This is a genomic window from Pseudomonas sp. BS3782 TE3695 (assembly GCF_050435305.1).
Classification (GTDB): domain Bacteria; phylum Pseudomonadota; class Gammaproteobacteria; order Pseudomonadales; family Pseudomonadaceae; genus Aquipseudomonas.
This window is the reverse complement of sequence record NZ_JBNDKB010000001.1, coordinates 4,344,969-4,371,111: the sequence shown is the minus strand read 5'-3', so window position 1 is coordinate 4,371,111 and position 26,143 is coordinate 4,344,969. Positions and strand designations below refer to the sequence as shown.

Below are 26,143 nucleotides of genomic sequence, written 5' to 3'. Positions count from 1 at the left end.
CAGGCGTCAGGCGCATCTGTGTTCACCGGCATTGGCCAGTCAGCCGAACCGTGCGGGGTTCAACACCGGGCCGGCCACGTGCTGGCCGCCGTCGCCATGCAGGGTCTCGCCATTGACGAAGGTGCAGGCGTCCGAAGCCAGAAACAACGCCGCTGCGCCAACGTCTTCAATCGGATCGCCCAGGCGCCCCAATGGAAGCTGGTCGATCATCAGGTCCATGACCCGGGCGCGACGCGCATGGCACTGGCGCATTTCGGGCGTATCGGCCAATGGCAGCAGCAGGTTGGTAGTTATCTGGTAGCGCCCCCAGTCGACCGCCGCAGTGCGCGTCAGCCCAGCCAGGCTCCACGCGGCGCAGTTGTACGCGGCCAACGCTTCGTTGACACCTTCGCCATAACGGTGCCCGACATTGACGATACGTCCGCCGCCTGCCTGTTGCATGACGGGCAGCGCGGCCTGCATCGCGCACACCGCTGCTTGGACCCGGGCGAACGCGTCGTTGAACGCATCGGCCGATTGCTCTTCAAGGGGCGCGATGACGGGAATGGGCAGGACGTTATTGACCAGCACATCGACACCGCCCAGTGCAGCGATGGCGGTTTGCAGTGTCGGTCCAACGTGTGCATCAAAGGCGCCAGCAAACGCGACGGCACAGCCGCCGCCGGCTTCAATGGCCTCGGCGACTTCCTGGGCGAGGGCGAACGTTGGGTCCAGTATTGCAACTCGGGCACCTTCTCGCGCAAAACGGATGGCGATCCCGCGGCCGATCGCATCGGCGCCTACGACCAGCACATGTTTATCTTGTAGCTGGCTCATGGCGCAATCTCCTGCTGAAGGGGTTCCAGGGTGTGCAACTGAGGCAGGCCGAGCAAGTTCTGACCGCCATCGATGTAGAGTGATTGCCCTGTGATAAATCGACTGTCGTCGCTGGCAAGCCCCAACACCGCTGAACCAATATCTTCCTGAGCTCGTCCGTGGCGCCGCATCGGCGTGTGTCGGGCTACACCTTCGAGCTTCTGCAGATCGTCGCCATAGAAGGCCTGATACGCCGGACTCCAGCCGGAGGGCAACACTACGTTGACGGTGATGTTGTGCCGCCCCCATTCGTTGGCCAGGGTTCGGGTGAGGCCGCGAATGGCCTCTTTGGTGGCGTTGTAGGCCAGACCGTAGCGACTGCCGTAGGCACCGTTCACCGAAGCGAAGTTGATGATGCGGCCAGCGCCGGCCTGGATGAACCAGGGAAGCGCGGCTTGTCCGGTCCAGAGCGAGGCATACAGCCCGGAGCGCAGGGCTGCGTCGAGAAGTCCGTCGTTGACTGCAAATTCGGCGGGCGCCAGCGGCGGCACAACCTGGGCATTGTTAACCAGGATGTCGAGACGGCCGAAGTGCTGCGCCGCGTCCTGGACCAGGCGCTGTGCCTGATCTTTATCGGTCAGGTCGGCGCGTATGAATATCGCTTCAGCACCCAACTGCTGCAAGGCGCTGACGACCTTTCGCCCCCTCTCTTCGGATCGACCGTTGACGATCAGTTTCGCCCCTTCCTGGGCGAAACGCATGGCAATGCCCTCGCCGAGGCCTTGGGTGGATCCAGTGACGAGCGCCACCTTGCCGCTGAGCTGATTCATGATGATTCATCCTCCGGATGACGTTGCTGGCTCGAGCGAAGGCACTGATCACCCTTGCCCGGTCTGGTGCATTACCCAACCGCTTTGAGGGCGGGCGTCTTCGAACTCAACGCTCAATACCCTTGCAGAAGAGGCGGCTGTATTGGTCGATGATGTACGTCGCGTCATGTCCGGGGTTGCGCTGCAGTCTCAAGGCGGCGCAATGACACAGGTCGATCAACGCGCGCACGGCGAGTTGGCAATCGATGTCAGCGCTCAATTGGCCATCTGCGCGCGCATCCTCAAGCATCTGCTCGAGCAGGGCTCGGTATTCGCGCCTCTGCGCACGGACCGCAACCTGCTGGTCCTGCCCCAGATAACGACGTTGTTCGGCGAGCACGATCATGCAATCCCGGTGAGTGTCCAGATCGTGCAAATAGGCATGAATCACGGCATGAATCTGATCGGCCAGCGGCGCTCCGGTGTTCTGCGTGATCTGGCGTAGCCGGTTGGTCGACTCCTCAACGGCATAGAGGCACACCGCTTCCAGCGCGCTTTCCTTGGTCGGGAAGTAGTAGTACAGGCTCGCCTGCTTGAGGTTGAGCCGATCGGCGATGTCTTGAGTCCGGCAGCCATGGAAGCCCTTTTCAGCAATCACCGAGGCGGCCGCCATCAGGATTTCCAGGCGACGTCGGGAATACTTGTCGGTACTTGTCCTGTTAGACATGGTTATTTCCGGGGCAAGGCAAGGGAGAGGATGCAGGTAAGGTAGCCGGCACTTCAAAGGAATTCAATAGATCTATAGAAAAACTCGATACGGCGTTGAGGGGGTGTTTATTCGCTCCAGAGCAGCGGAGCATCCGATAAACAGGGTGGGCGGTCGCGATGTTGAATTCACCCCCTGATTATGTCGAATACGACCCTAATGGTGGGGGCGAAGGGGTGGCAGCATGGGGCATCATCAACCTGCTTGGCCGAACGCGAGCCAGAAGGATAGACGGTCCATGAACAATAAAAATGCACAAGCCGTACCGTTGGAACAGCCCCGGACAATGGGGCAGTTGAAGACTGCCAATCATTTGCTTGGTGACCGGGAGGCGCTCAACAAGGCTTGGGAGCGAGACGGTTACTGGTACTTCAAGGATGTATTGGACAAAGGCGTGATCGGCGAAATGCGTGCGCGCTGGATAGACTACCTCCAGCGCCATGGTCTGATCGATCCGGGTGTCAATGAAAACCGCTACAACGGGTCCAGTTTCGAAGGCAAGAGCGTTTCTCCCGCCGAGCTGGCGCGTGTCAGCGAGTTCAATCACAACAACATGCACCGCATGCTGACCGAGAATCCGAAGATTGTCGCCACCATGAAGGAGTTGCTGGGCGACGATCCGTTCTGGTTGCCGATCGCCGAATACCGGGCGAACCCACCTGTGGAAGATCCGGGCCAGAACCGCTTTATCTATCCGCACCAGGATGGCTTTTACAGCCGTGGCCTGGAGATGAAAATCTGCTGGGTGCCCATCGACACGGTGGACGATGAAGTGGGCGGCTGTGCCTGGGTGGAGGGTGCCCATCGCGGCCCGATTTTGCATGATCTGAACAACCCGCCACAATTCCCCATTCCAACCGACCTCATCCCCATCGAGGGTTGGAAACGTGCGGATTTCGAAGCCGGGGATATCATGATTTTCGACTTGAATCTGCCGCATAGCGGGCTCACCAACCTGTCCCGGGATCGCTTTCGCATGTCGATGGACATTCGCGTGACCGAAGCTTCGGGCAAGGTGCCCTCGATTGGCAGTGTGGTGAGCATTACGCCGCAGCATATCACCCTGCGTGACGACCGCACTCAACTAGAGAGGACGTTCGATATCGAGCCCCAGACGTACGTGCGCGGGACCGATGGCAAGAAGCGCGAAGGTGCTGACATTCCGCAGACGTTCCAGCACGGCGAGACCGTACTCGTCAACAGCGACGACGGACGGGCGGCGACGTTGGTGCGTTCGATTCACTGATTCCTTGACTGAAAACCGAGTGGCCAGATGGCTCGCCATGCCCATCATCGGGCAGGCGGGCCGGGGTCATCCTGCTGCCTGCTCGGAACCCGCACGAACTCGGAGTTCCATCATGCCCCAACCCAAGCATTACAACGCCACATTGGCCGGTAAGGTCGCCATCGTCACGGGAGCTGGCGCCGAAGGCGACGGCATCGGGATCGGCCGTGCCATCGCTGTCGTTCTCGCCGGCGAAGGGGCCAAGGTGTGCCTCGTTGACCTCGACGCCCAACGTGCGCAGGACACTCTCAAGCATATCCAGGACATGGGCGCCGAAGCCTTCGTTTGCACTGGTAACGTTACGCTGCGCGATGACTGTGCCCGCATCGTCGAGCAAACGGTCGCCCGTTACGGTCGCCTCGATATTTTGGTCAACAACGTCGGTGTGGCGACGCCCGTCACCCTGGACGCGCCGGACGAAGAAGCGTGGATGAGGGTACTCAACATCAACCTGACCAGCGCGATGCTGATGAGCCGCTACTCCGTGCCTGAAATGATTCGCAACGGTGCCGGTTCGATCATCAACATTTCTTCGATAGCAGGCATTCGCGCCCATGGAAGTATCGCCTATGGACCATCGAAAGCGGCAATGGCTGCGCTTGCGCGCGAACTGACCGTTCTTTATGGGCGCCAGGGCATTCGCGCCAACACGGTCGCTCCTGGTCATGTGCTCACGCCGTTGGCAATGTCGCTGCTGCCTGCGCAGATGCGCGTCACGCGTAAAAATGTCGGCCCGCTCGGCATTGAAGGTGACGGGTGGGACGTTGCCCTGGCGGTGCGATACCTGGCCAGCGATGAAGCGCGCTTCATCACCGGCGTGCACCTGCCGGTCGACGGTGGCGTGACGGAGATCGGCCCGATGGCGGCGCATGCTTTGATCGAAGCAGGTGCGGACGAAAACTGACAGCAGTTTTGTCTGTCCCGTCTATCCATGGGCCCCGATCAAGGGGCCAGCCTGCGTGGCATGGCCACACTGGGTAAGCCAAAAGGAATCTGGACGATGATATTCATTCCCCCGAACCCGGCGCAGCACGCCGCGATTGCCGCCACGTTGCCCGCTGTCAACCTGCTGATTGGTGAGCGCAGCCTTGCGCGCGGGAGCGGCGGCACCTTCAGTCACCGCAATACCGCGACGGGACAGTTTCAGATGGATATTCCCATGGCGGGGCGCGATGAAGTCGTGATGGCCGTCGCTGCTGCACGCGCCGCTTACCCGGCATGGCGTGCGATGAAGCCTGTCCAGCGCCGACAGATTCTTGATCGTTTTGCCGACCTGATTGATCAAAACATGGAGCGTTTTACGCACATTGCCGTGGTCGAAAACGGCATCCCGATCAGCACGATGGTGCACGGCATGGCGCCGCGTATCAGTGCTTGGGTGCGCTACTACGCAGGATGGGCGGACAAGATCGAAGGCCTCGTAACCGGTACATCGCCAGCGGGGCATTTCGAGTACACGGTTCCTGAGCCCTATGGCGTGATCGGCCACATCATCACCTGGAACGCGCCTTTGCTGTCTTTGGCGATGAAAGTCCCGCCATCGCTCGCAGTGGGCAACACCGTTGTGATCAAACCCGCGGAGTCCACGCCCTTCAGTTCGCAACTCTTTGCCGAGCTGGCCCTGGAGGCCGGTGTGCCGCCAGGTGTCATCAACGTGTTGCCAGGCGGGGTCGCGGCAGGGGCCGCACTGGCGAGCCATCCGGGGGTCGACAAAATCTCCTTTACCGGCGGCCCGGAAGCCGCCCGCGCAATCATGCGGGCCGCGTCTGACACCCTCAAGCCGTTGGTGTTCGAGTTGGGCGGTAAATCAGCCAACATTGTTTTTCCTGGTGTCGACATTGCTTCCACGGCGGCCTATTGCGCCACATTCGGGCTGTCCAATAGCGGGCAAGGTTGCGCGCTGCCAACCCGCTTGATCATTCATGAGGCGGTGTACGAGCCGTTCCTGGAAGCATTGCAGGCCACTGTCGAACAATTGCCGTATGGCGATCCGCTCAACGAGAACGTGATCGTTGGGCCAATGGTCGACGCCAAGGCCAGTGGACGGGTGCTGGAAATGATCGGCGCAGCGCGTGCTGGCAATGCGGGTCGTTTTCTCGCTGGAGGCATTGCAGTGCAGGGGCAGGGCAATTTCATCCAGCCCACCCTCATTGCCGATACGGACCCCTACGCGTCCATCGCCCAGAAAGAGGTCTTCGGACCGGTGCTTTGCGCCTTCAAATTCCGCGATGAAAACGAAGCTGTGGCCCTCGCCAATGCAACCGAATATGGATTGGCGGCTTACGTGCAGACGAATGACCTGAACATCAGCCAGCGTCTCATTCATCGCCTGCACGCGGGCACGGTCTACATCAATCGGGCAACTCCCGCCTTGCATCCTGCATCGCCGTTTGGCGGCGTGGGTCTCTCCGGATTTGGCCGTGAGGGAGGCAAGGCGGGCCTCGATGAGTTCATCCGTATCAAGGGCGTTGGGGTGAGCGTGATGCCTGAGTGAGCAATGACCGGGAGGCTTGTTCGGTCGGGGACAGCATGACAAGTTGAATGACGTTCAAATATAAGAACAAACAATGATCAGCGCATGAGGAGAAGGGCATCATGAAAACTGCAGTGACGGAGCTGCTGGGCATTCGCTACCCGATTATTCAGGGGGGCATGATGTGGGTGGGTCGCGCCGAACTGGCTTCTGCGGTTTCCAATGCCGGCGGGCTTGGCATTCTGACTGCGTTGACGCAGCCAACGCCCGACGCGTTGCGCGATGAAATTGAACGTTGCCGTACTCTTACCCGTGAACCTTTCGGCGTTAACTTGACCGTGCTGCCGACGGCCAACCCGCCGCCCTATGCCGAATATCTTCAGGCGATTATCGACAGTGGCGTGAAGATCGTTGAGACAGCAGGTAACTGTCCCAAGGAATACTTTGACAGGCTCAAGGCAGCCGGTATCACTATCCTGCACAAGTGCACCTCGGTCCGCCATGCACTGAGTGCGCAACGCAGTGGCGTCGATGTCATCAGTATCGACAGCTTCGAATGCGCGGGGCACCCCGGCGAAGATGACGTCGGCGGCCTGGTGCTGATCCCGGCAGCGGTCAAGGCGCTCAGCATCCCGGTCATCGCCTCCGGCGGCATTGCCGATGGCTATGGATTGGCGGCGGCACTGGTGCTTGGCGCGCAGGGTGTAAACATGGGTACACGTTTCATGCTTACGCAGGAGGCGCCGATCCACTCCGGCATCAAGGAGTCAGTCGTGCAAGGCAGTGAGCGTGACACCGTTTTGATTTTCCGAACCCTGAAAAACAGCGGCAGGGTGTTCAAGAACGCCATTTCCGAGCAGGTCGTGGCCATCGAGCGTCAGCCTGGCGGCTGCACATTCGAGGACGTGCGTCCGCTGGTAGCAGGCGCTCGAGGTCGCGCGACGCTGGAATCGGGCAACGTGAACGACGGCTTGGTGTGGGCCAGCCAGTCGATTGGCCTGATGAATGACATTCCCAGCTGCAAGGAATTGCTCGATCGCATGGTCCGCGAATGTCGAGTGCAGCTTGCCCAAGCGGCAGAACTGGCTTCAGCCTGATCGACACATACGAACGGACGTGCTTGAAGGCGTTCTGCGACTGCGGAGCGCTGTGAGACGACAGTCGGATCAGGTATCACCTCCTAGAGCGAGTCATGATGTTCAAAACCAGAATCACTGAGCTGTTCGGTATCCAGTTTCCCCTGATCCAGGGCGGTATGCGTTATGTGTCGCGCGCCGAGCTTGTGGCAGCGGTTGCCAACGCAGGCGGGCTGGGGTTCCTGTCCGCTCACAGTTTCCCGTCACCGACTGCTTTGCACGAAGAAATCGAGAAGACCCGCGGCCTGACGAACAAGCCTTTTGGCGTCAACCTGACGATCCTGCCCAAGCTCAGCGTCAGACCTGAAGACAGCGCCAAGGTCATCCTGGATGCGGGCATCACTTGTGTGGAAACGGCCGGCGGTAATCCAGCCCAGTTCATTACCGCCTTCAAGGAGGCTGGAATCAAGGTGCTGCATAAATGCACGGCGGTTCGCTTTGCCTTGAAGGCGCAACAGTTGGGGGCCGATGCGGTCAGCTTGACCGGGTTTGAGGCAGCAGGCCATCCGGGTGAGGACCATGTGCCCAATATGGTGCTGATTCCGGCGGCGGTCGATCAACTGAGAATTCCCGTGGTCGCCAACGGCGGATTTGCCGACGGTCGCGGCCTTGTAGCCGCCTTGGCGTTGGGTGCGGAGGGGATAGCGATGGGCACGCGCTTTCTGATGGTTCAGGAGTCGCCCATGCCGGAAGCGATCAAGGCTCGCTACCTGGCGGCCACTGAGCGCGACACCACGCTGATTTGTCGCAGCATTGGCGATACGACGCGGGTACTGCGCAACGCTTTGACCGAACAGATCCTGGAGATGGAAAAGGTCGGAGCGGCGCATGATGAAATAATGGCGTTGGCCAGCGGCCTGCGTTGGGTGCTCGCCACGGAGCGTGGCGACCCGGACGACGGTGCCTATGCCGCAGGCGTGGGAGTAGGGCTGATCCATGATGTGCCCACTTGCGCCGACCTGGTGCAATCGATCATGTCGCAAGCGCGTGCGGTCATTGACGGGCGTCTGACACGATTTTCAGAGTGAGCGCCTTCTTCAGGATGGGGGACGCTCTGTGCCGTGTCAGAGTGGAGGCAGCGTCGTCAGCAGGCGATCCAACACTTCATCCAGCCCATCGCGTTGGGCGGCGGAAAGCGCAATGAAGCCTGCGTAACTGTGGGTGAACTGTTCGTGGCTGATCGCTTCGAAGACCTTCGCCCCTGCGTCTGTCAAAATAACCTGTACCGAGCGCCGATCCCGATCAGCCATCGTGCGCTCGATCAGGCCCATCTGTTCGAGACGGCTTAGCCGTTTTGCAATGCCCGGCAGGGATATCAGCGAGTGCCGGCCCAATTGAGTGGGTGTACAAGCGCGTTCGCTGCCCAGGCGCTTCAACGTACCTAGAATCATCGCTTCTCCGACGTTCAAGCGGTGACGTGCAGCCGTGCGCGCCAGGAGTTGCTCCATGCGGTGACCTGCTACATAGAACCGACCTGCCAGCGCAACGACCTGAGTATCGACCTCAGCGTTCACCGCCTGCCAATTCAACTGTGCCATTTCGGATCGATCATCGCCGCGCAGGGGCGGGACGCATTCATCCACGATGATTGCTGTGGACTCCATGAATGAGCGCGCGTATTCGCTCAGTTTCTCCAGCACTCCCTGCCTTTCTTTCCTGAGCGCATAAATTCGCCGTTGGCCACTCCTGGTTTGCTCGATCAATCCGGCTTTATGGAGCACCTGGAGGTGCTGAGAAACCGCAGAGCGGGTGACCGGCATTTGCTGCGCCAACGCGCCAACAGATGACGGTGCGGTCGCCAGCAACTCGAAAAGTGTCCGTCGAGTGGGGTCGGCCAAGGCAATGAAGGCTTCCGTAAGAACATCAGATTGGTTAGTCATGGCTGTTATGTTGGTCGTTGCCGTAATGAGGCTTGAAGTTAGCAGCTGTGCTCAACAGAGGCCATGGTTTTATTGATTTAAAAGGCGTTGCAATGACAGTCGGAAAGAAGGGGTTGACCACGGCTTTAAACCGGGCTATTAATTTCCCTCGTAAATTAAATGCCGTTCACATATAAGAACAACAAGCCGAGGTATTCAATGACGCCCATACGAAAACAATTGCTTGATCAGATCGTCGAGCCCCACGCGTTCGATCAGCCACAAGCACAGGTCCATGAACTTCAGTTGCTCGCTGCGCAAGAGCTGTTCGAGGTCCGTATCGAACAGATACCGCTGTTACGTCACCGCGCGGAGGAAGCGGGCATCACTCGAATCGACAGCCTCGAGCAGCTGGTGCCGCTGCTTTTCTCTCACACGGTCTACAAGTCCTACCCGCAAACCTTCATCGACAACAATCAATGGGATCGGATGCTTCAGTGGCTGCAAACGTTTTCCGTGGCGGATGTCAGCAACGTCGACGTCACAGGCGTGAAGGACGTTGATGAGTGGCTTGAACGCTTATATGCGGCAGGGCACCGACCGCTGGCGACCAGTGGTTCGAGTGGCAAATGTTCCTTCCTTAATCACACCGCCGCCGATCAAGAGAACAAGGCGCTGCATTACAAACACGCCACCGGTTGGCCGTTCGTGCGTGCCGAGCCCAACCGGGCGCTGTTCTGGCTGGGCCCTATCAAGGGTTATAACAGCGCCATCGAATCGGCGCAGATCGGCCGCCTGAATTGGGGCCGCGCGGGAGCAATGTATGCGTTGACCGAAGAGCCGTTGCTGATCAGCGAGGTCAGCCGCGCCGCTGCCATGCGCAAGGCGATCGCGGAGGGTACTGCACTGCCCGAGGAGATCCAGGCCTTCGAAGCAGCGGCACGACTCAAGGCTCGCCAGGGTGCTGAGGACATGCGCAAGCTTGCCGATAAAATTCTTGATCACCGGCATGAGCCCATCATGATCAGCGGGCTGTGGGCCCAGCACATGATGATCATCGAGTGCGCCCGCGAGCGCGGAATCGGTGACGGTGAATTCCATCCCCAGAGCATCGTTCAGGCGGGCGGCGGCATAAAAGGCGTGGCGTTGCCTGAGGATTATCAGGATCAGGTCGCTCGATTCTATGGCAATGTCATCCGCCCCGCGGCCTACGGCATGACCGAAATCGCCCAACTGATGCCCCGCTGTGAAGCCGGGCGCTATCACCGTGCGCCGGGTCTGATCTGGTTGATCACTGATGAGCCCGGCGAGCGCTTGTTAACGATGGAAGATGCCAATGCAGAAGGTTTCGCCGAGGGGCGCTTTGCGTTTCTCGACCTGCTGTACGAAGGCCGGTGGGGTGGTGTCATCACGGGCGACAAAGTGACCGTCGATTTTTCCGACAGCTGTCCCTGTGGGCGACATGGCCCGACCTTGCTCGACAACATCACCCGTTTCAGCCAGATCGGCCAGGACGATCACATCGGCTGCGCCGGGACGTTAGATGCCTACATTCGAGGAGCGCTTGCAGAATGACTTATTCTCCCGCAGCACAACAAGTGCCCGGTACGGTTACGGTTTGCCACTTCATCAAGGGCCAGACAGTGCACGGCGCTGAATGTGAACACGGACCCGCCCGCGCGCGCTTTGCGACGCCCAGGCTGGACCTCGACCAGTTGGTGTGGACGCGCGACCAGCCCGGGCCTGCATTCGATACGCCTGTTGCTGAGATCATCGAAGTGCTGGAGCAGACGGGGCAGTGGCTCAAGTCGGACCCGCACGGCCTCGTCGCCGAGGCCCTGGAAAACTCGCTGAGGACCGGCCCGTTGCCGCGTCACATCATGGAGTTTTCCTACGAGAACATTTCGGCACCATTCAACCGTACAAGCCTGGAGTTCCAGATTCGCACCGAGCTGGGTGGTGCCGACGTACTGGATGGTTGGCGTGTGATCAACGACGCTCCAAGCGGACGGCAAAGTCGCATCCGTGCGTTCCCCCCAAGATTGATCCACATCGTCGCGGGCAACGCTCCAGGGGTTTCGGCTTTGACGGTGGTGCGGGGTGCGCTCACCAAAGGCGTGCACCTGCTCAAGTTGCCCTCGAACGACTTGTTCACGGCACCCGCCATTTTGCGCGCCATGGCTGCCGTGGCGCCTGGCCACCCGCTCACGCGTTCTTTCTCTGCGGTGTACTGGCGAGGCGGCGATGAGCAGGTCGAGCGTGCGCTGTTCAGGCCGCAGTTCTTTGACAAGGTGGTTGCCTGGGGCGGGGACAGCGCGATCCGCAGCGTGAGCAAATACATCGGCCCAGGGTTCGAGTTGGTGTCGTTCGATCCGAAAACCTCCATCTCCATGATCGGCCGCGAGGTGTTCGACTCGCAGGACACGCTGGAAGCGGTCGCCGACAAGGCGGCTTTTGATGTGACGCTGATGAATCAGCAAGCCTGCGCCTCCAGCCGCTTCCAGTTCGTCGAGGGAAGCACCGAGCAGGTGGACCGATTCTGCGCCCTGTTGCAACGGCGAATGAATATCGACAGGCCGACGGCATCGGCGATCGGACCGCGTGTGTCTGCAGAACTGCGGGATGAAATCGACGGATTGCGCATGCTCGAGCCGTCCTATCGCGTATGGGGCGGGCACGGCGGGGAAGGGCTGGTAATCCGTTCCCAGGAGCCTGTCGATTTCCACCCTGATGGCAAGGTCGTCAATGTCGTGCAGGTGGATGACCTACAGGACGCTGTTCGTCATGTGAACATCGCCACGCAGACGGTGGGCGTCTATCCCCCAGAACGCAAGGCACAGTTGCGCGACCGGCTGGCCTGCGCCGGGGCGCAAAGGGTCGTGAATATTGGCGGTTCCGCTGGCGTGGAAGCGGGCTTGCCCCACGATGGTTTCAACCCTCTGCAGCGTTTTGTTCGCTGGGTGAATGATGAGGGATAGGGCCAGGTACTGATGATTTTTCATCGCCGCCGCGTTGTACGGCGGTTCACGACATTCGAATTCAATAGCGAGGAAACACATGAATTATCAACTACTCGGCCGCTCCGGTTTGCGGGTATCTGAGCTTTGCCTGGGAACCATGACCTTCGGGGCCAAACAATGGGGTACTTCCGAGCAGGAGGCTGGCCCGATTTATCAGGCGTTTCGCGACGCCGGTGGCAATTTCTTTGATACGGCCAACGAAATCTATTCCGATGGTCGCTCGGAGGAAATCCTGGGACGCTTGGTCAAAGGGCACAGGGATGAAGCGGTCATCGCCAGCAAGTACAGCTTCCATGTACCCGGCTCGCGCAATCCGAACATCGCCGGGAACCAGCGCAAAAGTCTCAAGCGTTCGGTGGAGGCCAGCCTGCGTCGGCTGGGCACTGACTACCTTGATGTGCTCTGGACACACTGCTGGGACGGTATCACCCCGGTGGATGAGGTGATGCGTGCATTGGACGATCTGGTTCGAGAGGGCAAGATCCTTTATATCGGTGCCTCCAATACCCCGGCTTGGGTAGTGGCGCAATCCAATACCCTGGCCGAGCTGCGGGGCTGGACCTCATTCGTGGGGCTGCAGATCGAATACAACCTGATCGAACGCGCGGCAGAACGCGAATTGCTGCCTATGGCTGCAGCGCTGGGGCTTTCCGTTTGCGCATGGTCGCCGCTGGCCAGTGGCATTCTTAGCGGCAAATATGGCAATGCTGACGATACTCAGGGCAAACGTCTGGAGACCTTCCAGCTCAAGCCCCTCGATGAGCGTAGCCTCGCAATCGCCCAGGGGGTAAGCGTACTGGCCGAACAGTTACGCAGGCATCCCGTGCATGTGGCGCTGAACTGGCTACGCGCCAAGCAAGGAGTGATCCCTCTGCTGGGAGCCCGGACCTTGGCACAATTGAGCGACAACCTGGCCTGCCTGGATTTCCAGCTGGATGCAAATCAGGTGGCGTCACTAGACCAGCTCAGCAAGCTGGAGCTGGGTTACCCGCATGACTTCATCAAGCGTACTAAAGGCATTGTGCTGGGGGGCTTCGAGGGCGTGATCAAGCTGTAGAGTCTAAAAAGGGGCCGTGCAGCGGCCCCAATTCCAGGGGCGTGATAGTTCCTCGCCCCCGTGTTGCCTTTCAATTCGTCTTACCGCGCGACGTCACGCGCGCGTTTGGCAGCCGCCAGTACTTCGGCAAATTCCGGATTGACCGAAGCGATACCGGCTGACAGCCGCGCACCTGATTGATCAGAGCTTCTGGGCACGGCGTAGTCAGTCTCATCCATAATGCGTGGCAACGCTTCGAGCAAGCCTTCGGGCGACATATCCTCCAGCGTGAATGTCACGCCGGACGTTTCCCCCACGAATACCCGCGAGACGAATCCGCCACCACAATGGAACATTTCGCCATTCACCGGGCAATCGGTATGGCCCAGCAGCATCACCAGATTGCTGACCATGATGGGCGGGGCGAAACGCTCCATGATCGACGGTATGCCCTGAGCTTTGGACTGGTCGGTGAACGCTACCGGGCCAACCAGATTGACCATGATGCCCTGGCGTTCGCCCTCGGTGGCGAGCACCTTGGTCAGGCCTATGAGCGCACTTTTTGCCACGCTGTACGCTTGATCGCGGCGGCGACCGAACATGCCGGCGCCTGAGCCTGTCATGACGATGCGGCCCTGTCCCTGGCGCTGCATGTGCGGCCAGGCGGCATGGGCGACATTCCAGCCTCCGGTCACGTTGACGCGCATGATGCGTTCAAGGTCATCCACGCGGGTCGATTCGAACGGGCCGAGATCCGCGTAGGTGCTCGCGTTGTGGATCACAATGTCAATTCTGCCCCACCGTGCAATGACCGCATCCATCATCTCGGCCACCTGGGCACTGTCGCCGATATCGCAGCAAGCGACCATGGCCTGACCGCCTGAAGCGTGAATCTCGGCCACCACCGAAGCCGCCGGGTCGGCATTCCCGCCTTGCTCGCCGCGCCCGTTGACGCCGTAATCATTCACCACGACAAAAGCGCCGCGTTCAGCCAACGAAAGGGCGTGCTGGCGGCCGATGCCGCGTCCTGCACCGGTGATGAGAGCGACTTTTGCATCGAAACTGAGCATTTGGGTTTTCCCCCTTTTTGTAATCGGGCCGTCGCCAGTACTAAGCAAGCCGATGTCCGGCCTTCAAGTGCCAGCGTGATGGCCAATGAGAAGTGATCTACTCGGGTTCTTGATCCATGGTCAGAACTATCTTGCCCCGGGTCCTGCCCGACTCGCTGCGAACGTGGGCCTGGGCCGCATCCGCCAGGGGGAATTGCTGATCGATCACGGGTTTTAGAGTGCCCTTGTCCAGAAGTGCAGCTAGCTCGGCGGTACGAATGCCATTAGCGGAGACAGCCACCAATGCTGTACGCACCTGCATCTGTTGCGCGAGGGCGGCATCGACGCCAGGCGGCTGCAGCGTCACGATCAAGCCATTTTGTCGCAGCGTACTCATCGATTTCGCCTGGCCTTCACCGCCAAGAGCGTCCAGAACCACATCGACATCTCGCACGACGCTTGCAAAGTCCACAAGCCGATAATCGATCACCTGATCAGCGCCAAGCGAGCGAACCAGGTCCACGTTGGGCGTGGACGTTGTGGCTATGACTTCAGCACCCGCAAGCTTGGCCAGTTGAACGGCGAATATTCCTACACCGCCTGCCGCGGCATGAATCAGTATTCGCTGCCCCTGTTTCAGCTGTGCGTGATCGAACAGAGCGCTCCATGCAGTCAACGCGGCCAAAGGCACAGCGGCTGCTTCGGCATGGCTCAAGTGCTTCGGTTTCAAGGCAATCGCGTCGCTGCTCACAACGATGTACTGCGCGTAGCTACCGCCCGCCTGGACGTCCCGCATGCCAAACACATCATCCCCAGGCTTGAAGCCGTCGACCTGCGAGCCAACTTTCTCCACCGTACCGGAAAAATCCGCACCGGGAATGAAGGGCAGGGCAAGGTCGACGAAGTCCCTGAACCAGCCTGCGCGGAACTTGAAGTCCGCCGGGTTGACGCTCGCCGCATGAATTCGCACCAGAACCTCGTTGGCGCCTATACCCGGCGTGGCTACATCATCCAAAACAAGTTGCTCGGGCCCTCCGTATTGATGGAAGCGAATCGCTTTCATTTTTTTCTCCCTTAATCGTTTTTTATTCTATTATCTGATCGCCGTTCAGATAATGGCATCCCTGGCGAGATAGATGAAGCGTTTTTGAACAAGGCTTCGCGACGTTCATTGATCCGGTGCGGTACCTCTGACAAGAAAAGGAAAATCCATGACCAGCCCATTTGTTCCTGTTGAATTGCAAGAGCTTATCGACCGTCAGAAAATCCATGACTGCATCATTCGGTATTGCAGCGGCGTGGACAGATTCGACCGGGAAATGGTGAAAAGCGTGTATCACGACGATGCCCTGGATGATCATGGCGCGTTTGTCGGGTCGGTAGATGAGTTCATCGACTGGGCGTTCGCTTATCACGCCAAGTATCAACACACCCATAAGCATTACGTGCTCAACCATCGATGCGATCTGGATGGCGATACGGCGCACACCGAAACCTATTGGATATTCTCGGGCAAGAATCAGGTCGGTCCAGGCCTCACTCTGAGTGGCGGCAGGTACCTTGACCGTTTCGAACGCCGTGACGGCAGGTGGGCGATTGCTGCACGCAAGTGCGTGATTGAATGGAACGGTGCGCTTGGCGAATTCCCTCTGCCTCAGGAAGCGCTGGACGCTTATGCCGCTACGGGCGTGGCATCGCGCGATAAGACCGACCCTTCCTACGAGCGTCCACTAACAGTGACTCGCCCTCGAGGCCACTTGCCGTTCTGAGGAGGATGATTGCGTCGATCATTTTCCAGCACAGTCATTGCCGGGCAGAACGAAATTCACTCTGGTGCGCTCGCAGACTCAATTACTGCCGCTCGGTTTGCTCGTATTCACCTGAGGCCCATCAACGAATGATCAACATGAAAGTCAGGACCACAAGCGGCTGGTTCGTGGGCGCTAAAACCGGGAACACCTTACGCTGGCTGGGCATTGCGTACGCACATGCCGAGAGCTTTGGCGCGCCGAATCCCCCGAAGGTCTGGAAGGGCATCAAGCCGGCGGCGTTTGCCAGCGGCCCGATAAGGGTTACGCGCGCTGCACTAGGGGATCGTATCAAGCCCAACTGGGTCCACTTCGTGCGCAACGGCCGCATCGCAAGCCACTTGTGGCGTCGTCATTTGAGCGTAACAACGACCTTGCCCTTGGCTCGTCCCTGCTCGAGGTACTTCAACGCCTCTGCCGTTGATTCAAAGGTGAAGGAGCGATCAACCACAGGTTTAATGATGCCGTCCTCAACGAGTGCGGTGATTTGTTGCAGTTGAGCGCCATTGGCCCGCATGAACACGAACGCGTAGCTGACGTTCTGTTTGCGCGCTTTGCGACGAATGCCAAGTCTCAGCAGACGCATGACTTGCTGCAATGGCCAGGACAACCTTTGCTCCCGCGCGAACTGTGCAGTGGGTGGACCTGAGATGGAAATAAACTGGCCGCCGGGCTTGAGGACCTCGAGTGACTTCTCCAGTACATCGGCGCCGAGGCTGTTCAACACCACGTCGTAGTCGTGCAAGACACTTTCGAAGTTCTGCTGTGTGTAGTCGATCACTGCATCGGCCCCGAGTGCCTTCACCCATTCGACATTTGCGGTGCTGGTGGTGGTCGCGACAAAGGCGCCGAGGTGTTTGGCGAGCTGGATGGCGAGGGTGCCGACGCCGCCGGAGCCGGCGTGGATCAGTATTTTCTGGCCCTTTTTCAGTTGGGCGGTTTCGACCAGCACTTGCCAGGCGGTCAGTGCAACCAAGGGGAGGGACGCGGCTTGTACCATGGTGGTATTGGCGGGTGTGCGTGCGACCGCGTTTTTGTCCACAGCGATCAATTCGGCGAACGTTCCGATCCGCGCTTCAGGCGGGCGGGCATAGACCTCGTCTCCCGGCTTGAACCCCGTCACCTGTGCTCCAATCTGAACCACTACGCCCCCCAAGTCATTGCCCAGCACCAGCGGAAATGCATAGGGCAGGATCAGTTTGAATTCGCCTTTCCTGATCTTCGAATCCAGCAGGTTGACGCTGCTGGCGTGTACCTCGATCAAGACGTCGTGGGCGCCCACGTTAGGGACGGGCACTTCTCCAATGCGCCCAGTGTTCTTGCCATAGCGATCAATTAGAAATGCCTTCATCGTGGTGCGGCTCTTGTCGGTTGGAGGGAGGGGGGGCGGTACGTTTTCGGTGTTGATGGGCTGCGTCGTCAAGCATCGAGGAACGCCAGTGCCTTGGCCACGAAGTCAGCGTAGTTCTGGAAAATTCCGCCGTGCCCGGCATCTTCATAAATAACCAACTGTGCGTTCGGGACGCGGTTGGCCAGCGCCAGCGAGTTAACACTGGGCACCATGATGTCGTTGTTGCCGTTGACGATCAGCGTCGGCGTCCGCAAGCGCTCGAGGTCTTGCGGTGCCTGATTACCCCACGCGGTGATGGCTTTTAACTGCCGCAGGAAAGCGTAGGGCGTCGGGCCTTTGTCGCGATTTGTTTTGCGCGCTTTCAAGCGTTGCAAATACTGCGAGGCGGCTCGGCGGCCATTGGGCGTCGAAGTAAAGAACAGGTAGCACTTGGGATCGCGCAAGGTCAGCAAACCTTTGATCATCAATGGCCACGTCACCGAACCGACCTTGTCGATACCGGTTCCGCCGGCCGGCCCGGTGCCGGTCAGAATCAAGCGACGCACCTTTTCGGGGGCTTTCAGGGCGATGTCTTGAGCGACGAAGCCACCGAGCGAAAAACCGAGCACATCAACGGTTTCGAACCCCAGCGCATGGATCAACTGGATGGCATCGTCAGCCATTTCGCCGACCGTCAGTGGCGCGGTTCCGCCAGAGCCGCCGATCCCGCGATAGTCAGTGGCAATGACGCGTCGTGTTTGTGCCAGGCCATCGATGATCGCGGGATCGAAGTTGTCCAGCACCGCGCCCCAATGGTTGAACAGTACGAGAGGCACACCGGTTGCGGGGCCGATGTCGCGGTAGGCGAAGGGAGTGCCATTGACTGTGATCGACCGGTTCGCCGCGTTGATGAACGCGCGAAATCATGGAAGTGGACGATCTGGTGGATGCCGCACTGGTCGGTTTCGATCGTCGCGAGCCGGTGACGATCCCGCCGCTGCACGAAGCTGAACGCTGGGATGACCTGCAGAGCGCACGTCAGGGATTGCTGGGCAAATCCGCCAAGCTGCGGTTGCCCAGCGCTACCAAACCCTACAGTGATCTTTTGATGAGTGCGGCCAAATCAACGATCGGCAGCTCAGAGCGCGCTAGCTTGTGGCCACGATGTCGAAGTTCTGGTCGACCAGATTCGCAACCTTCGAGTGTCTTCGGTAGCAGCGCGTTCTGAATCGAGTTAGCAACAGAGGCGGAATGATGACCCTGGAGCCTTCATGAGGCAGATGCTCGATATCGAGGTAACACGATCGAAGTTGGAGCGCACGTCAGCCGCTTGCTGACGGAGCAAGCAGCACGACGGCTGGAATATTTTGACGTAGAAACTTGCACCTGCAACCCATCCGGCTTGCCGCTGCCAGACGGTGCTCCGGTTGAGCATCCCAAGATTCAGGATTTCTGTGATTTGTGATCGGTCGACCAGGTCGGGCGTTTTCCCGAACCTAAGCTTCCGACCAACTACCTTCCGAACTAAAACGAGCCTTAAATAGGTGTTGATGCAGACTTCAACATGTCGCAGAAATTCGAGCCCCAGCGGTGATGAAGTCAATCACTCGGTTAACGTCTGGAACCTGCTGTTTCCCGTCCCTTAGACGCTCTCGAATCGGAGCAAGTACGAGCAACGAATAAAAGGCCTGTGCGGAAATCTCTGACTCCATGGCCCCCGCCTCTGATAGCAAGGCTTGGACTATGGAAGTAGCGCGCTCATATCCAGCTCTGTGCAGCGAATCGAGTAGTTCGGGGAAGCGCTTGGCAGCAGTCGCCATACTCCGATCTAAAGATAGGGTATCCGGATTAACAGCTTGCTCCACGAAGACATGACCCAACATCTGTAACCGTGCGCGCAAATCCAAACTAGGGTCGCTTTCAAATCGCTTCAGCACCGCCTGCACTGCTGCGAAACTGCGAACCGTATGGTCGGCTATCACCGCCGCAAACAGCAGCTCTTTTCTAGGGTAACGAAGATAAAGCGTTCGCTTGGAAACACGCGCTTCCATCGCAATGGAGTCCATGGTCGTTACGTCATATCCATTGGCGACGAAAAGGCGGTGCGCAATATCAAGCAGATGCTGCTCCAAACGCGGCGCGTCGGCTTGCGACGGGCGCCCTCTACGCGGCTTGCGAAGCTCGCCTGATGCAGCAGCTGCGTCGGACTCAGTAGAAATGGTTTGCTTCATGTACAAGTAACCCTTGATAAAGATACACGACCGTACCATTATGGTCCTGGCCGCGGCCCGCCTGGCTCTCTACGTAGTACCGGTCGAAACGTTGATTCCGGCGCCTCTGTACACTGTCCATATAGGAGAAAGCTGCACATGTCCAATCTGCAATGGCCTCAACGAGGTAATTTCGGCTACAAGCCCCTAGTCGGGCCGCATTTATATGAACCTGAACGACTGATTGAAACTAGAGGCTATTTTGGCCTTAGTTGGGAAGGCGCGCTGCACTATGGGACGTTGCGAGACGACGAAGGTCATCTCTATTCCCTAACCCGGCGCTTTTGTGATACGAGCAAAGGAGGGCGGGATAGTCTCATCATCCAGTCATCGCGCAATGCTGAGGGGTGCCTGCATTTCGATCCCCCGTTATTCCAAGGCGCCGCGTCCGGCAAGAACGTTGTTAGCGGCATTGAGAACGGCAACGCCTTTCGTCGTAGTCCGACCGACGCTGACGGCGCCGCCTACGAGATTGTCTACGGCTCGGACACGCTGCAATGGCGCGAGCAGGGTGTGATGGAATTGCACGGTAGCCTCTGTGGTCCCGGCCTGCATTGGTACCTGCCGCAGACTGACTCAGGTATCTATTACGCTTCAGCAATGTTCCAAGTGACGGGTAAACTAGCCGGCCGTGATGTTCGGGGCTTCGTCTGCGCCGACACTGTGTTCATGCGCGAAGACGCGATGCTGTATGGCGATGGAGATCCAATGGCCGGCGATCATACGCACGTCACTTGGTACACTTGGGGAACGCGCTATAAGGATGGCTCATTTGAGGGGGGCCACTTTAGTGCCGGACATGACCGATGGGGTTTCGCACTTATAACCACGGACCAACAGGTGGTCACCACCTGCACCGATGTCGAAGCCATCGTAAAGGCTGGCCCCGATCGAAACTTCCCTCAGGCCATCTACCTGCGCGCCGGGGACTCTCTATGGGAGTTCATCCCCGATCCGAAAGGGCGTATGCCTGATTTTCTCGGAAAATCTCAGCCGTCGACCCCTCAGAACGAAGGACGCTGGCGCCGGGTAGGAGACACAAGGGAACCAGAGACGTACTGGGCGTGGGGCGAAATAAGCCCGCTAACCGGCACCGAGCGAAAACTGAGATTTCGACTCTGAATAATCCTGTTCTGGAAAGAAAGAAACCCCTTAGGTTTCAATGAATCGGACGCCAGATACGAGTCTCGTTTCTTTCTCCAAAAACGCAAAAACGCCGCTCACTGAGCGGCGTTATTGTTTGTGTGTAATTTGTGGGCTGCGTCGAGGAGAAGATCGCGATCTCTACATTCGTTCCGGCGCTTCCTGCGAAAACTCCCCCTGAGCCCGTTTCTCAGAACGGTAGGTGCACGCAACAGGCCATTCGAAAAACTAGCCGCCGGTCGAAAAGCAAGACTTCATCCAAGGTGTGGGCTGGAGTGTGGGCTGTGAGGTTTTTCCAAAAGCCAGAAACGACAAGGCCCTGAAAAATCAGGGCTTTGTCGTATAAAGATGGCGGAGGCGATGGGATTCGAACTCATGGACCTGTTACAGTCGACGGTTTTCAAGACCGTTGCCTTAAACCACTCGGCCACACCTCCGTTTGCGTTGCGGGCGCCATAATACCTGAATGAAACACACTGTCAAACTCTGTGCATGGCTTGTTACAGAGCGTCTGTTATGATCTTTGCGACTGAACGTTTCAAACCCAACAGGAGTGTCGCCATGCGCGAACAGGATTACGCAGTGAATAACAGCGTGCAGGCTGAGCAGCTAGAGGTTAGCCGCGTCCTGCGCAACACTTACGGTCTACTCGCTCTCACCCTCGCATTCAGCGGCGTGATGGCGTTTGTCGCACAGCAGATGCGTGTCGGCTACCCGAATATCTTCGTGGTGCTGATCGGCTTCTACGGCCTTTTCTTTCTCACCAATAAACTCCGTGATTCGGCATGGGGCCTGGTTTCTGCGTTCGCGCTGACCGGTTTCATGGGTTTCCTGCTCGGCCCGATTCTCAACCGTTACCTGGGTATGCAGGGCGGTGCGGAAGTCGTCAGCTCGGCCTTCGCGATGACCGCGCTGGTGTTTGGCGGCCTGTCGGCTTATGTGCTGATTACCCGTAAGGACATGAGTTTCCTCGGTGGTTTCATCACCGCTGGTTTCTTTGTGCTGCTGGGCGCGACACTGGCAAGCTTGTTCTTCCAGATCAGCGGTCTGCAACTGGCGATCAGCGCAGGTTTCGTGCTGTTCTCCTCGGTGTGCATTCTGTTCCAGACCAGCGCCATCATTCACGGCGGTGAGCGCAACTACATCATGGCGACCATCAGCCTGTACGTATCGATCTACAACCTGTTCGTCAGCTTGCTGCAACTGTTCGGCATCATGAGCCGCGATGATTGATCGCCAGCCTTGAGTAAAAAACCCGCTTAGGCGGGTTTTTTATTGTCTGTGATTTGGCTCAGCGTTGGTTTTGATCAGGTTCGTGGCAACACACGCAGAGTTTGTTGCCGTCCGGGTCGCGCATATAGGCGCCGAAGTAATCGGGATGGTAATGCGGACGCAGGCCCGGCGGCCCCTCGCAGGATCCACCATGAGCCATGGCCAGTGCGTGACAGCGTTTGACGATCTCGTGACTCGGCGCAAGCAGGGCGATCATCTGCCCGTTCCCCGGTGTGGCCGGCTGTTCGTCGAACGCAGTGCCAATGACGAACAGCGGACGCGGCGCATCCTTACTCATCCACGCCGCCCAGGGTTTACCGGGATCGCAAAATTTCATCTGCAGCTGCAGTGCATCCATGATCGGTCGGTAGAACGCTAATGCACGATCGAAATCGGTGATGCCGATAAAAACGTGAGACAACATTCATCTGCTCCTTATTCGACCACAATGATGCTGCCATCAGCCTGTTGCCGATAAATGGTGTAGGGCAGCAGCATGGTGTCGAGAACGCCGGAAATCACTACGTCGATCAGTACAAAGGGCGTGCCGTTGTTGTATTTGTACTCATCGATGCCCGGGCCTGGAGGTGCATGCAGACTGCAAAAGTCATACGTCACGCCGCTATAGATCCGGGGAACCGCACCGCAGTAGGTTTTCTGTTCCTTGAGACTCTTCGCCGCTGCCTCGTCACTGCGCACCACGGTCTGAAACGTGCCGCAACCAGTGAGTATCATTACCGCCAGTAACATGACTTGAGTTTTCATACCGCCAATCCTTCGCCGGAAAAACCCCAATCTACCTCTTCGCGAACAAAACAGCACTCAAGCCATCGGTGGCAGCCGGCGTTTGACCGGGGTCTTCTTGACGATGGCGGTGTTGGTTTCGGCGTGGCTGTTGAGGCGATCGAGGAGGGTGTCCAGCTGTTCCATCGAGCGCACGTGCAGGCGGGCGATGAAGCAGTCATCGCCAGTGACTTTGTCGCACTCGGTGAATTCGGGGATGGCCTGAATCTGTCGCTCCACTTCCTGTAACTGGCCCGGCAATGGGCGAATGCGGACAATGGCCTGGAGTTGGTAACCGAAGCATTTGGGGTCGATCTCGACGGTGTAGCCCTTGAGCACGCCACGTTCTTCGAGGCGGCGCAGGCGCTCGGCGACGCTGGGCGAGGACAGGCCGCTGATCTGTGCCAGGGCCTTGAGCGAGCGGCGTGAATCTTCCATCAGCGCGCTGATCAGCACTTGGTCGATGTCGTCGGTCATGGCGAATCCCCTGTTAGGCAATCGGTTGAATAAGCCTTGATAAAAAAGGCGAAAGCCGAGTTTAGCCTGCTTTTTGCGCTGGAGAAGCCCCCAAATGGATTGGCATACTTTGGGCTCAAACACAGGAGGTTGATGATGGACAAAACAATACGTCGCGGCTCATTCGAAATGACCGCCGCCATGCTGATTTCCGGGACCATTGGCTGGTTCGTGCTGGTGTCCGGGCAACCGGTGCTGGACGTGGTGTTTTGGCGCTGCGTGTTCGGCGCCGGCACCTTGTTGCTGATTTGCGCGGCGTTCGGCTTCCTGCGCCCCGGCATTTTGACGTCCACCACTTTTCTGTTGGCCGTACTGAGCGGTGTGGCGATTGTCGGTAACTGGGTGCTGTTGTTCGCATCCTATTCCCGCGCCTCGATTGCCATTGGCACGGCGGTTTATAACGTCCAGCCGTTCATGCTGGTGGGGCTGGCTGCGTTGTTCCTGGGGGAGAAGATCACCCTGCAGAAGTTGTTCTGGCTGGGCATTTCCTTTCTTGGAATGCTGGCGATTGTCAGCGCACACGGTGAGCAGGGCGAGGGCGGTAACGATTACCTGATGGGGATTGGTCTGGCGCTAGGGGCTGCCTTTCTGTACGCGGTTGCCGCGCTGATCATCAAGCGCCTGACCGGCACACCACCGCATCTGATCGCATTGGTCCAGGTGTGCACCGGCGTGCTATTGCTCGCGCCCTTTGCGCATTTCTCGGCGATACCGCAAACGCCCGATGCCTGGGCCAGTCTGGTGACCCTGGGCATCGTGCATACCGGTCTGATGTATGTGCTGCTTTACGGCGCGATTCAAAAACTGCCGACAGCGCTGACCGGCGCGTTGTCGTTCATCTACCCGATTGCGGCGATTTTCGTCGACTGGTTCGCCTTCGGCCATCGCCTGGAGCCGCTGCAATGGATCGGTGTCGCCGCGATCCTGTTGGCCGCCGCCGGGATGCAACAGGGTTGGAGCCTGAAGCTTCGGCGGGTGGCGGCGCAGTAAACAGGCCTCAGAAGATGTAATCAGTGGTCAGGAAACTCGAGTTGCGTCCGCTGATGATCTCGCTGAGAAGCTCTTTGCTGCTCTCCTGGAACTTGGTCGCCACCAGGGTCCGAATCGAAAATACCCGCAGCGCATCGTGCACCGACAGCGTGCCCTCGGCGGAGTTCTTGCGGCCGTTGAACGGATAAGTGTCCGGACCGCGCTGGCACTGGGCGTTGAGGTTGATCCGTCCGACCTGGTTGGCGAAGGTGTCCACCAGCCTGCCGACCGCCACCGGGTTGGTGCCGAAGATGCTCAGTTGCTGGCCGAAGTCGGATTCCAGGACGTAATCGATCACGGTGTCCAAATGACGGTAAGGCACGATCGGCACGACCGGGCCGAACTGTTCTTCCTGGTAGACGCGCATCTGCGGTGTCACCGGGTACAGCACCGCCGGGTAGAAGAACGATGCGCGGGACTCACCGCCATTGGGGTTGACCACGGCTGCACCTTTGCTGACCGCGTCCGCCACCAGGGTGTGCAGGTAATCGACCTTGCCTGATTCCGGCAATGGCGTCAGGGCCACGCCACTGTCCCACGGCATGCCGGGTTTGAGGCCGGCGAGTTTGGCGTTGAACTTCTCGATGAACGCTTCGACCACGTCTTCATGGACGAAGAGGATTTTCAGCGCGGTGCAGCGTTGACCGTTGAACGACAGGGAGCCGGTGACGGCTTCGCTGACCGCATTGTCCAGATCGACCTCCGGCAGAACAATGCCGGGGTTCTTCGCGTCCAGGCCCAGCGCCGCGCGCAGGCGGTGAGGCCTTGGGTGGAGTTTTTTCAGGTCGCTGGCGGCCTTGTTGGTGCCGATGAACGCAAAGATATCGATCTTGCCGCTGGCCATCAGGGCGCTGACCGTCTCGCGGCCGCTGCCATAGATAACGTTGATGACTCCGGCCGGGAAGCTGTCGCGAAAGGCTTCCAGCAACGGGCGAATCAACAGCACCCCAAGCTTGGCCGGCTTGAATACCACGGTGTTGCCCATGATCAGCGCGGGAATCAGCGTGGTGAAGGTTTCGTTCAGCGGGTAATTGTAAGGCCCCATGCACAACGCCACGCCCAACGGCACGCGGCGGATCTGGCCGAGGGTGTCCTGCTCCAGTTCGAAGCGGCTGGAGCGGCGGTCGAGTTCCTTGAGGGCATTGATGGTGTCGACGATGTAGTCGCAGGTGCGGTCGAACTCTTTTTCCGAGTCCTTGAGGTTTTTACCGATTTCCCACATCAGCAACTTGACCACCGCCTCGCGCTGTTCGCGCATGCGAGCCAGGAAGGTTTCGACGTGCTGGATGCGCTCGGCCACGCGCATGGTCGGCCACAGGCCCTGGCCGCGGTCATAGGCGCGGACGGCGGCGTCGAGTGCGGTCAGTGCAGTATCGGCATCGAGCAGTGGCGTGCTGCCGAGAATCACCTGTTCATCACCATTCGCACCGCTCAGGTACACCGGGCTGCGGACTTGAGCGAGGGGCCCGGACCAGGTTTTCAGTTCGCCATCGACCAGATACTCGCGCTGCTCGGTCGGGCCATTGAGGCGGTACTTTTCCGGGACGTTGTCGGCGGTGGGAAACAGGTTGCCAAGGATTTGTGCTGTGGTCATATCGCTACCCCGTCTGGATTGGGTGATGCACTGATGAATCGTTTTAGCAGACCTCGGACTCGCTTGTCATGGCTCATCTTATGATTTTTTTGCTCGGCGTTATGGGTCGCGAATCTGTCGGCAGCTGCTACGGGGCGATCTTTTGCCCTGAAAACACACAAGTAACGATC

General features: G+C 58.8%; 25 protein-coding genes, 1 tRNA gene and 2 pseudogenes. 14 read left to right on the top strand and 14 right to left on the bottom strand.

Annotated elements, in window-relative coordinates; translation table 11 throughout:
* Positions 1-39: 39 nt before the first annotated feature.
* From ABH909_RS19540 to ABH909_RS19530, 3 genes are all read right to left on the bottom strand, one after another.
* Positions 40-816, bottom strand: coding sequence for an SDR family NAD(P)-dependent oxidoreductase (locus ABH909_RS19540; protein ID WP_429385697.1), 777 nt, complete (start codon positions 814-816; stop codon positions 40-42).
* A complete protein-coding gene (locus ABH909_RS19535; protein ID WP_429385699.1) occupies positions 813-1,625 on the bottom strand; it encodes an SDR family NAD(P)-dependent oxidoreductase in 813 nt (270 codons plus the stop codon). Before ABH909_RS19535 ends, ABH909_RS19540 begins: the two co-directional genes overlap by 4 nt.
* 106 nt (positions 1,626-1,731) lie before the next feature.
* The gene (locus ABH909_RS19530) at positions 1,732-2,331 is read right to left on the bottom strand and encodes a TetR/AcrR family transcriptional regulator (RefSeq protein WP_429385701.1); all 600 of its coding nucleotides are present in this window, start codon (positions 2,329-2,331) and stop codon (positions 1,732-1,734) included.
* 277 nt (positions 2,332-2,608) lie between these two features.
* Here ABH909_RS19530 and ABH909_RS19525 point away from each other — a divergent pair, with 277 nt between their 5' ends.
* From ABH909_RS19525 to ABH909_RS19505, 5 genes are all read left to right on the top strand, one after another.
* On the top strand, positions 2,609-3,616 hold the full coding sequence (locus ABH909_RS19525; protein ID WP_429385703.1) for a phytanoyl-CoA dioxygenase family protein: 1,008 nt from the start codon (positions 2,609-2,611) through the stop codon (positions 3,614-3,616).
* A gap of 112 nt (positions 3,617-3,728) precedes the next feature.
* A complete protein-coding gene (locus ABH909_RS19520; protein WP_429385705.1) occupies positions 3,729-4,559 on the top strand; it encodes an SDR family NAD(P)-dependent oxidoreductase in 831 nt (276 codons plus the stop codon).
* A gap of 96 nt (positions 4,560-4,655) precedes the next feature.
* Positions 4,656-6,149 carry an aldehyde dehydrogenase family protein gene (locus tag ABH909_RS19515; RefSeq protein WP_429385707.1) on the top strand — a complete coding sequence of 498 codons (1,494 nt, stop codon included), beginning with the start codon at positions 4,656-4,658 and terminating at the stop codon, positions 6,147-6,149.
* A 101-nt stretch (positions 6,150-6,250) separates the two neighbouring features.
* Positions 6,251-7,225: an NAD(P)H-dependent flavin oxidoreductase gene (locus tag ABH909_RS19510; protein WP_429385709.1), complete on the top strand. Its 975-nt coding sequence runs from the start codon at positions 6,251-6,253 to the stop codon at positions 7,223-7,225.
* A 98-nt stretch (positions 7,226-7,323) separates the two neighbouring features.
* Positions 7,324-8,292 (top strand): NAD(P)H-dependent flavin oxidoreductase, encoded by a 969-nt coding sequence (locus ABH909_RS19505; protein WP_429440007.1) that lies wholly within the window; start codon positions 7,324-7,326, stop codon positions 8,290-8,292.
* A 36-nt stretch (positions 8,293-8,328) separates the two neighbouring features.
* Here the strand turns inward: ABH909_RS19505 and ABH909_RS19500 are convergent, their stop codons facing one another.
* Positions 8,329-9,144: a metalloregulator ArsR/SmtB family transcription factor gene (locus ABH909_RS19500; RefSeq protein WP_429385711.1), complete on the bottom strand. Its 816-nt coding sequence runs from the start codon at positions 9,142-9,144 to the stop codon at positions 8,329-8,331.
* 198 nt (positions 9,145-9,342) lie between these two features.
* On the opposite strand from ABH909_RS19500, the gene ABH909_RS19495 reads away from it, so the two are divergent.
* The 3 genes from ABH909_RS19495 (at position 9,343) to ABH909_RS19485 (ending at position 13,200) form a co-directional block, all read left to right on the top strand.
* Positions 9,343-10,698 (top strand): hypothetical protein, encoded by a 1,356-nt coding sequence (locus ABH909_RS19495; protein ID WP_429385713.1) that lies wholly within the window; start codon positions 9,343-9,345, stop codon positions 10,696-10,698.
* Positions 10,695-12,101: an acyl-CoA reductase gene (locus tag ABH909_RS19490; protein ID WP_429385715.1), complete on the top strand. Its 1,407-nt coding sequence runs from the start codon at positions 10,695-10,697 to the stop codon at positions 12,099-12,101. The genes ABH909_RS19495 and ABH909_RS19490 overlap by 4 nt, the downstream gene beginning before the upstream one ends.
* A gap of 79 nt (positions 12,102-12,180) precedes the next feature.
* Positions 12,181-13,200: an aldo/keto reductase gene (locus tag ABH909_RS19485; protein WP_429385717.1), complete on the top strand. Its 1,020-nt coding sequence runs from the start codon at positions 12,181-12,183 to the stop codon at positions 13,198-13,200.
* An 80-nt stretch (positions 13,201-13,280) separates the two neighbouring features.
* Here ABH909_RS19485 and ABH909_RS19480 read toward each other — a convergent pair whose 3' ends face one another.
* The gene (locus ABH909_RS19480) at positions 13,281-14,249 is read right to left on the bottom strand and encodes an SDR family NAD(P)-dependent oxidoreductase (protein ID WP_429436277.1); all 969 of its coding nucleotides are present in this window, start codon (positions 14,247-14,249) and stop codon (positions 13,281-13,283) included.
* 97 nt (positions 14,250-14,346) lie between these two features.
* Positions 14,347-15,291: an NADP-dependent oxidoreductase gene (locus tag ABH909_RS19475; protein ID WP_429385721.1), complete on the bottom strand. Its 945-nt coding sequence runs from the start codon at positions 15,289-15,291 to the stop codon at positions 14,347-14,349.
* Positions 15,292-15,439: 148 nt separating this feature from the next.
* Between ABH909_RS19475 and ABH909_RS19470 the strand changes: the two genes are divergently transcribed.
* Positions 15,440-15,997, top strand: a complete 558-nt coding sequence (locus tag ABH909_RS19470) for a nuclear transport factor 2 family protein (RefSeq protein ID WP_429385723.1) — start codon at positions 15,440-15,442, stop codon at positions 15,995-15,997.
* Between the two features lie 391 nt (positions 15,998-16,388).
* Here ABH909_RS19470 and ABH909_RS19465 read toward each other — a convergent pair whose 3' ends face one another.
* Both ABH909_RS19465 and ABH909_RS19460 read right to left on the bottom strand, forming a co-directional pair.
* Positions 16,389-17,387 carry an NADP-dependent oxidoreductase gene (locus ABH909_RS19465; RefSeq protein ID WP_429388883.1) on the bottom strand — a complete coding sequence of 333 codons (999 nt, stop codon included), beginning with the start codon at positions 17,385-17,387 and terminating at the stop codon, positions 16,389-16,391.
* 68 nt (positions 17,388-17,455) lie between these two features.
* Positions 17,456-18,277: an alpha/beta fold hydrolase gene (locus ABH909_RS19460; protein WP_429440004.1), complete on the bottom strand. Its 822-nt coding sequence runs from the start codon at positions 18,275-18,277 to the stop codon at positions 17,456-17,458.
* 8 nt (positions 18,278-18,285) lie between these two features.
* Here ABH909_RS19460 and ABH909_RS19455 point away from each other — a divergent pair.
* A pseudogene (locus ABH909_RS19455) lies at positions 18,286-18,467 on the top strand (SDR family NAD(P)-dependent oxidoreductase); the annotation flags it as partial.
* Positions 18,468-18,690: 223 nt separating this feature from the next.
* Positions 18,691-18,828 (top strand): annotated as a pseudogene (locus ABH909_RS19450) (arsenical resistance protein ArsH); the annotation flags it as partial.
* Between the two features lie 97 nt (positions 18,829-18,925).
* Here the strand turns inward: ABH909_RS19450 and ABH909_RS19445 are convergent.
* A complete protein-coding gene (locus ABH909_RS19445; RefSeq protein ID WP_429385725.1) occupies positions 18,926-19,597 on the bottom strand; it encodes a TetR/AcrR family transcriptional regulator in 672 nt (223 codons plus the stop codon).
* A gap of 138 nt (positions 19,598-19,735) precedes the next feature.
* On the opposite strand from ABH909_RS19445, the gene ABH909_RS19440 reads away from it, so the two are divergent.
* A complete protein-coding gene (locus ABH909_RS19440) occupies positions 19,736-20,758 on the top strand; it encodes a hypothetical protein (protein ID WP_429385727.1) in 1,023 nt (340 codons plus the stop codon).
* A 370-nt stretch (positions 20,759-21,128) separates the two neighbouring features.
* Here ABH909_RS19440 and ABH909_RS19435 read toward each other — a convergent pair.
* A tRNA-Ser gene (locus tag ABH909_RS19435) sits at positions 21,129-21,216 on the bottom strand.
* 124 nt (positions 21,217-21,340) lie between these two features.
* Here ABH909_RS19435 and ABH909_RS19430 point away from each other — a divergent pair.
* The gene (locus tag ABH909_RS19430) at positions 21,341-22,012 is read left to right on the top strand and encodes a Bax inhibitor-1/YccA family protein (protein ID WP_007898177.1); all 672 of its coding nucleotides are present in this window, start codon (positions 21,341-21,343) and stop codon (positions 22,010-22,012) included.
* A gap of 58 nt (positions 22,013-22,070) precedes the next feature.
* Here ABH909_RS19430 and ABH909_RS19425 read toward each other — a convergent pair whose 3' ends face one another.
* The 3 genes from ABH909_RS19425 to ABH909_RS19415 are packed head-to-tail and all read right to left on the bottom strand — an operon-like array spanning position 22,071 to position 23,311.
* Positions 22,071-22,475 carry a VOC family protein gene (locus ABH909_RS19425; protein ID WP_429436274.1) on the bottom strand — a complete coding sequence of 135 codons (405 nt, stop codon included), beginning with the start codon at positions 22,473-22,475 and terminating at the stop codon, positions 22,071-22,073.
* An 11-nt stretch (positions 22,476-22,486) separates the two neighbouring features.
* The gene (locus ABH909_RS19420; protein ID WP_429436272.1) at positions 22,487-22,816 is read right to left on the bottom strand and encodes a YceK/YidQ family lipoprotein; all 330 of its coding nucleotides are present in this window, start codon (positions 22,814-22,816) and stop codon (positions 22,487-22,489) included.
* A gap of 57 nt (positions 22,817-22,873) precedes the next feature.
* Positions 22,874-23,311 (bottom strand): Lrp/AsnC family transcriptional regulator, encoded by a 438-nt coding sequence (locus ABH909_RS19415; RefSeq protein ID WP_008006559.1) that lies wholly within the window; start codon positions 23,309-23,311, stop codon positions 22,874-22,876.
* Between the two features lie 135 nt (positions 23,312-23,446).
* Here ABH909_RS19415 and ABH909_RS19410 point away from each other — a divergent pair, with 135 nt between their 5' ends.
* The gene (locus ABH909_RS19410; protein WP_429436269.1) at positions 23,447-24,340 is read left to right on the top strand and encodes a DMT family transporter; all 894 of its coding nucleotides are present in this window, start codon (positions 23,447-23,449) and stop codon (positions 24,338-24,340) included.
* 7 nt (positions 24,341-24,347) lie between these two features.
* Here the strand turns inward: ABH909_RS19410 and ABH909_RS19405 are convergent, their stop codons facing one another.
* Positions 24,348-25,973, bottom strand: coding sequence for an NADP-dependent glyceraldehyde-3-phosphate dehydrogenase (locus ABH909_RS19405; RefSeq protein WP_237884375.1), 1,626 nt, complete (start codon positions 25,971-25,973; stop codon positions 24,348-24,350).
* Positions 25,974-26,143: the final 170 nt, after the last annotated feature.

What these genes read in the sequence shown, in the direction of transcription:
- ABH909_RS19420 (WP_429436272.1), bottom strand. Translation starts at nt 22,816, where the DNA reads ATGAAAACTCAAGTCATGTTACTGGCGGTAATGATACTCACTGGTTGC.
- ABH909_RS19510 (WP_429385709.1), top strand. Translation starts at nt 6,251, where the DNA reads ATGAAAACTGCAGTGACGGAGCTGCTGGGCATTCGCTACCCGATTATT.
- ABH909_RS19505 (WP_429440007.1), top strand. Translation starts at nt 7,324, where the DNA reads ATGTTCAAAACCAGAATCACTGAGCTGTTCGGTATCCAGTTTCCCCTG.
- ABH909_RS19440 (WP_429385727.1), top strand. Translation starts at nt 19,736, where the DNA reads ATGTCCAATCTGCAATGGCCTCAACGAGGTAATTTCGGCTACAAGCCC.
- ABH909_RS19475 (WP_429385721.1), bottom strand. Translation starts at nt 15,291, where the DNA reads ATGAAAGCGATTCGCTTCCATCAATACGGAGGGCCCGAGCAACTTGTT.
- ABH909_RS19520 (WP_429385705.1), top strand. Translation starts at nt 3,729, where the DNA reads ATGCCCCAACCCAAGCATTACAACGCCACATTGGCCGGTAAGGTCGCC.
- ABH909_RS19525 (WP_429385703.1), top strand. Translation starts at nt 2,609, where the DNA reads ATGAACAATAAAAATGCACAAGCCGTACCGTTGGAACAGCCCCGGACA.
- ABH909_RS19485 (WP_429385717.1), top strand. Translation starts at nt 12,181, where the DNA reads ATGAATTATCAACTACTCGGCCGCTCCGGTTTGCGGGTATCTGAGCTT.
- ABH909_RS19495 (WP_429385713.1), top strand. Translation starts at nt 9,343, where the DNA reads ATGACGCCCATACGAAAACAATTGCTTGATCAGATCGTCGAGCCCCAC.
- ABH909_RS19480 (WP_429436277.1), bottom strand. Translation starts at nt 14,249, where the DNA reads ATGCTCAGTTTCGATGCAAAAGTCGCTCTCATCACCGGTGCAGGACGC.
- ABH909_RS19425 (WP_429436274.1), bottom strand. Translation starts at nt 22,475, where the DNA reads ATGTTGTCTCACGTTTTTATCGGCATCACCGATTTCGATCGTGCATTA.
- ABH909_RS19430 (WP_007898177.1), top strand. Translation starts at nt 21,341, where the DNA reads ATGCGCGAACAGGATTACGCAGTGAATAACAGCGTGCAGGCTGAGCAG.
- ABH909_RS19465 (WP_429388883.1), bottom strand. Translation starts at nt 17,387, where the DNA reads ATGAAGGCATTTCTAATTGATCGCTATGGCAAGAACACTGGGCGCATT.
- ABH909_RS19470 (WP_429385723.1), top strand. Translation starts at nt 15,440, where the DNA reads ATGACCAGCCCATTTGTTCCTGTTGAATTGCAAGAGCTTATCGACCGT.
- ABH909_RS19515 (WP_429385707.1), top strand. Translation starts at nt 4,656, where the DNA reads ATGATATTCATTCCCCCGAACCCGGCGCAGCACGCCGCGATTGCCGCC.
- ABH909_RS19445 (WP_429385725.1), bottom strand. Translation starts at nt 19,597, where the DNA reads ATGAAGCAAACCATTTCTACTGAGTCCGACGCAGCTGCTGCATCAGGC.
- ABH909_RS19535 (WP_429385699.1), bottom strand. Translation starts at nt 1,625, where the DNA reads ATGAATCAGCTCAGCGGCAAGGTGGCGCTCGTCACTGGATCCACCCAA.
- ABH909_RS19415 (WP_008006559.1), bottom strand. Translation starts at nt 23,311, where the DNA reads ATGACCGACGACATCGACCAAGTGCTGATCAGCGCGCTGATGGAAGAT.
- ABH909_RS19490 (WP_429385715.1), top strand. Translation starts at nt 10,695, where the DNA reads ATGACTTATTCTCCCGCAGCACAACAAGTGCCCGGTACGGTTACGGTT.
- ABH909_RS19410 (WP_429436269.1), top strand. Translation starts at nt 23,447, where the DNA reads ATGGACAAAACAATACGTCGCGGCTCATTCGAAATGACCGCCGCCATG.
- ABH909_RS19540 (WP_429385697.1), bottom strand. Translation starts at nt 816, where the DNA reads ATGAGCCAGCTACAAGATAAACATGTGCTGGTCGTAGGCGCCGATGCG.
- ABH909_RS19500 (WP_429385711.1), bottom strand. Translation starts at nt 9,144, where the DNA reads ATGACTAACCAATCTGATGTTCTTACGGAAGCCTTCATTGCCTTGGCC.
- ABH909_RS19405 (WP_237884375.1), bottom strand. Translation starts at nt 25,973, where the DNA reads ATGACCACAGCACAAATCCTTGGCAACCTGTTTCCCACCGCCGACAAC.
- ABH909_RS19530 (WP_429385701.1), bottom strand. Translation starts at nt 2,331, where the DNA reads ATGTCTAACAGGACAAGTACCGACAAGTATTCCCGACGTCGCCTGGAA.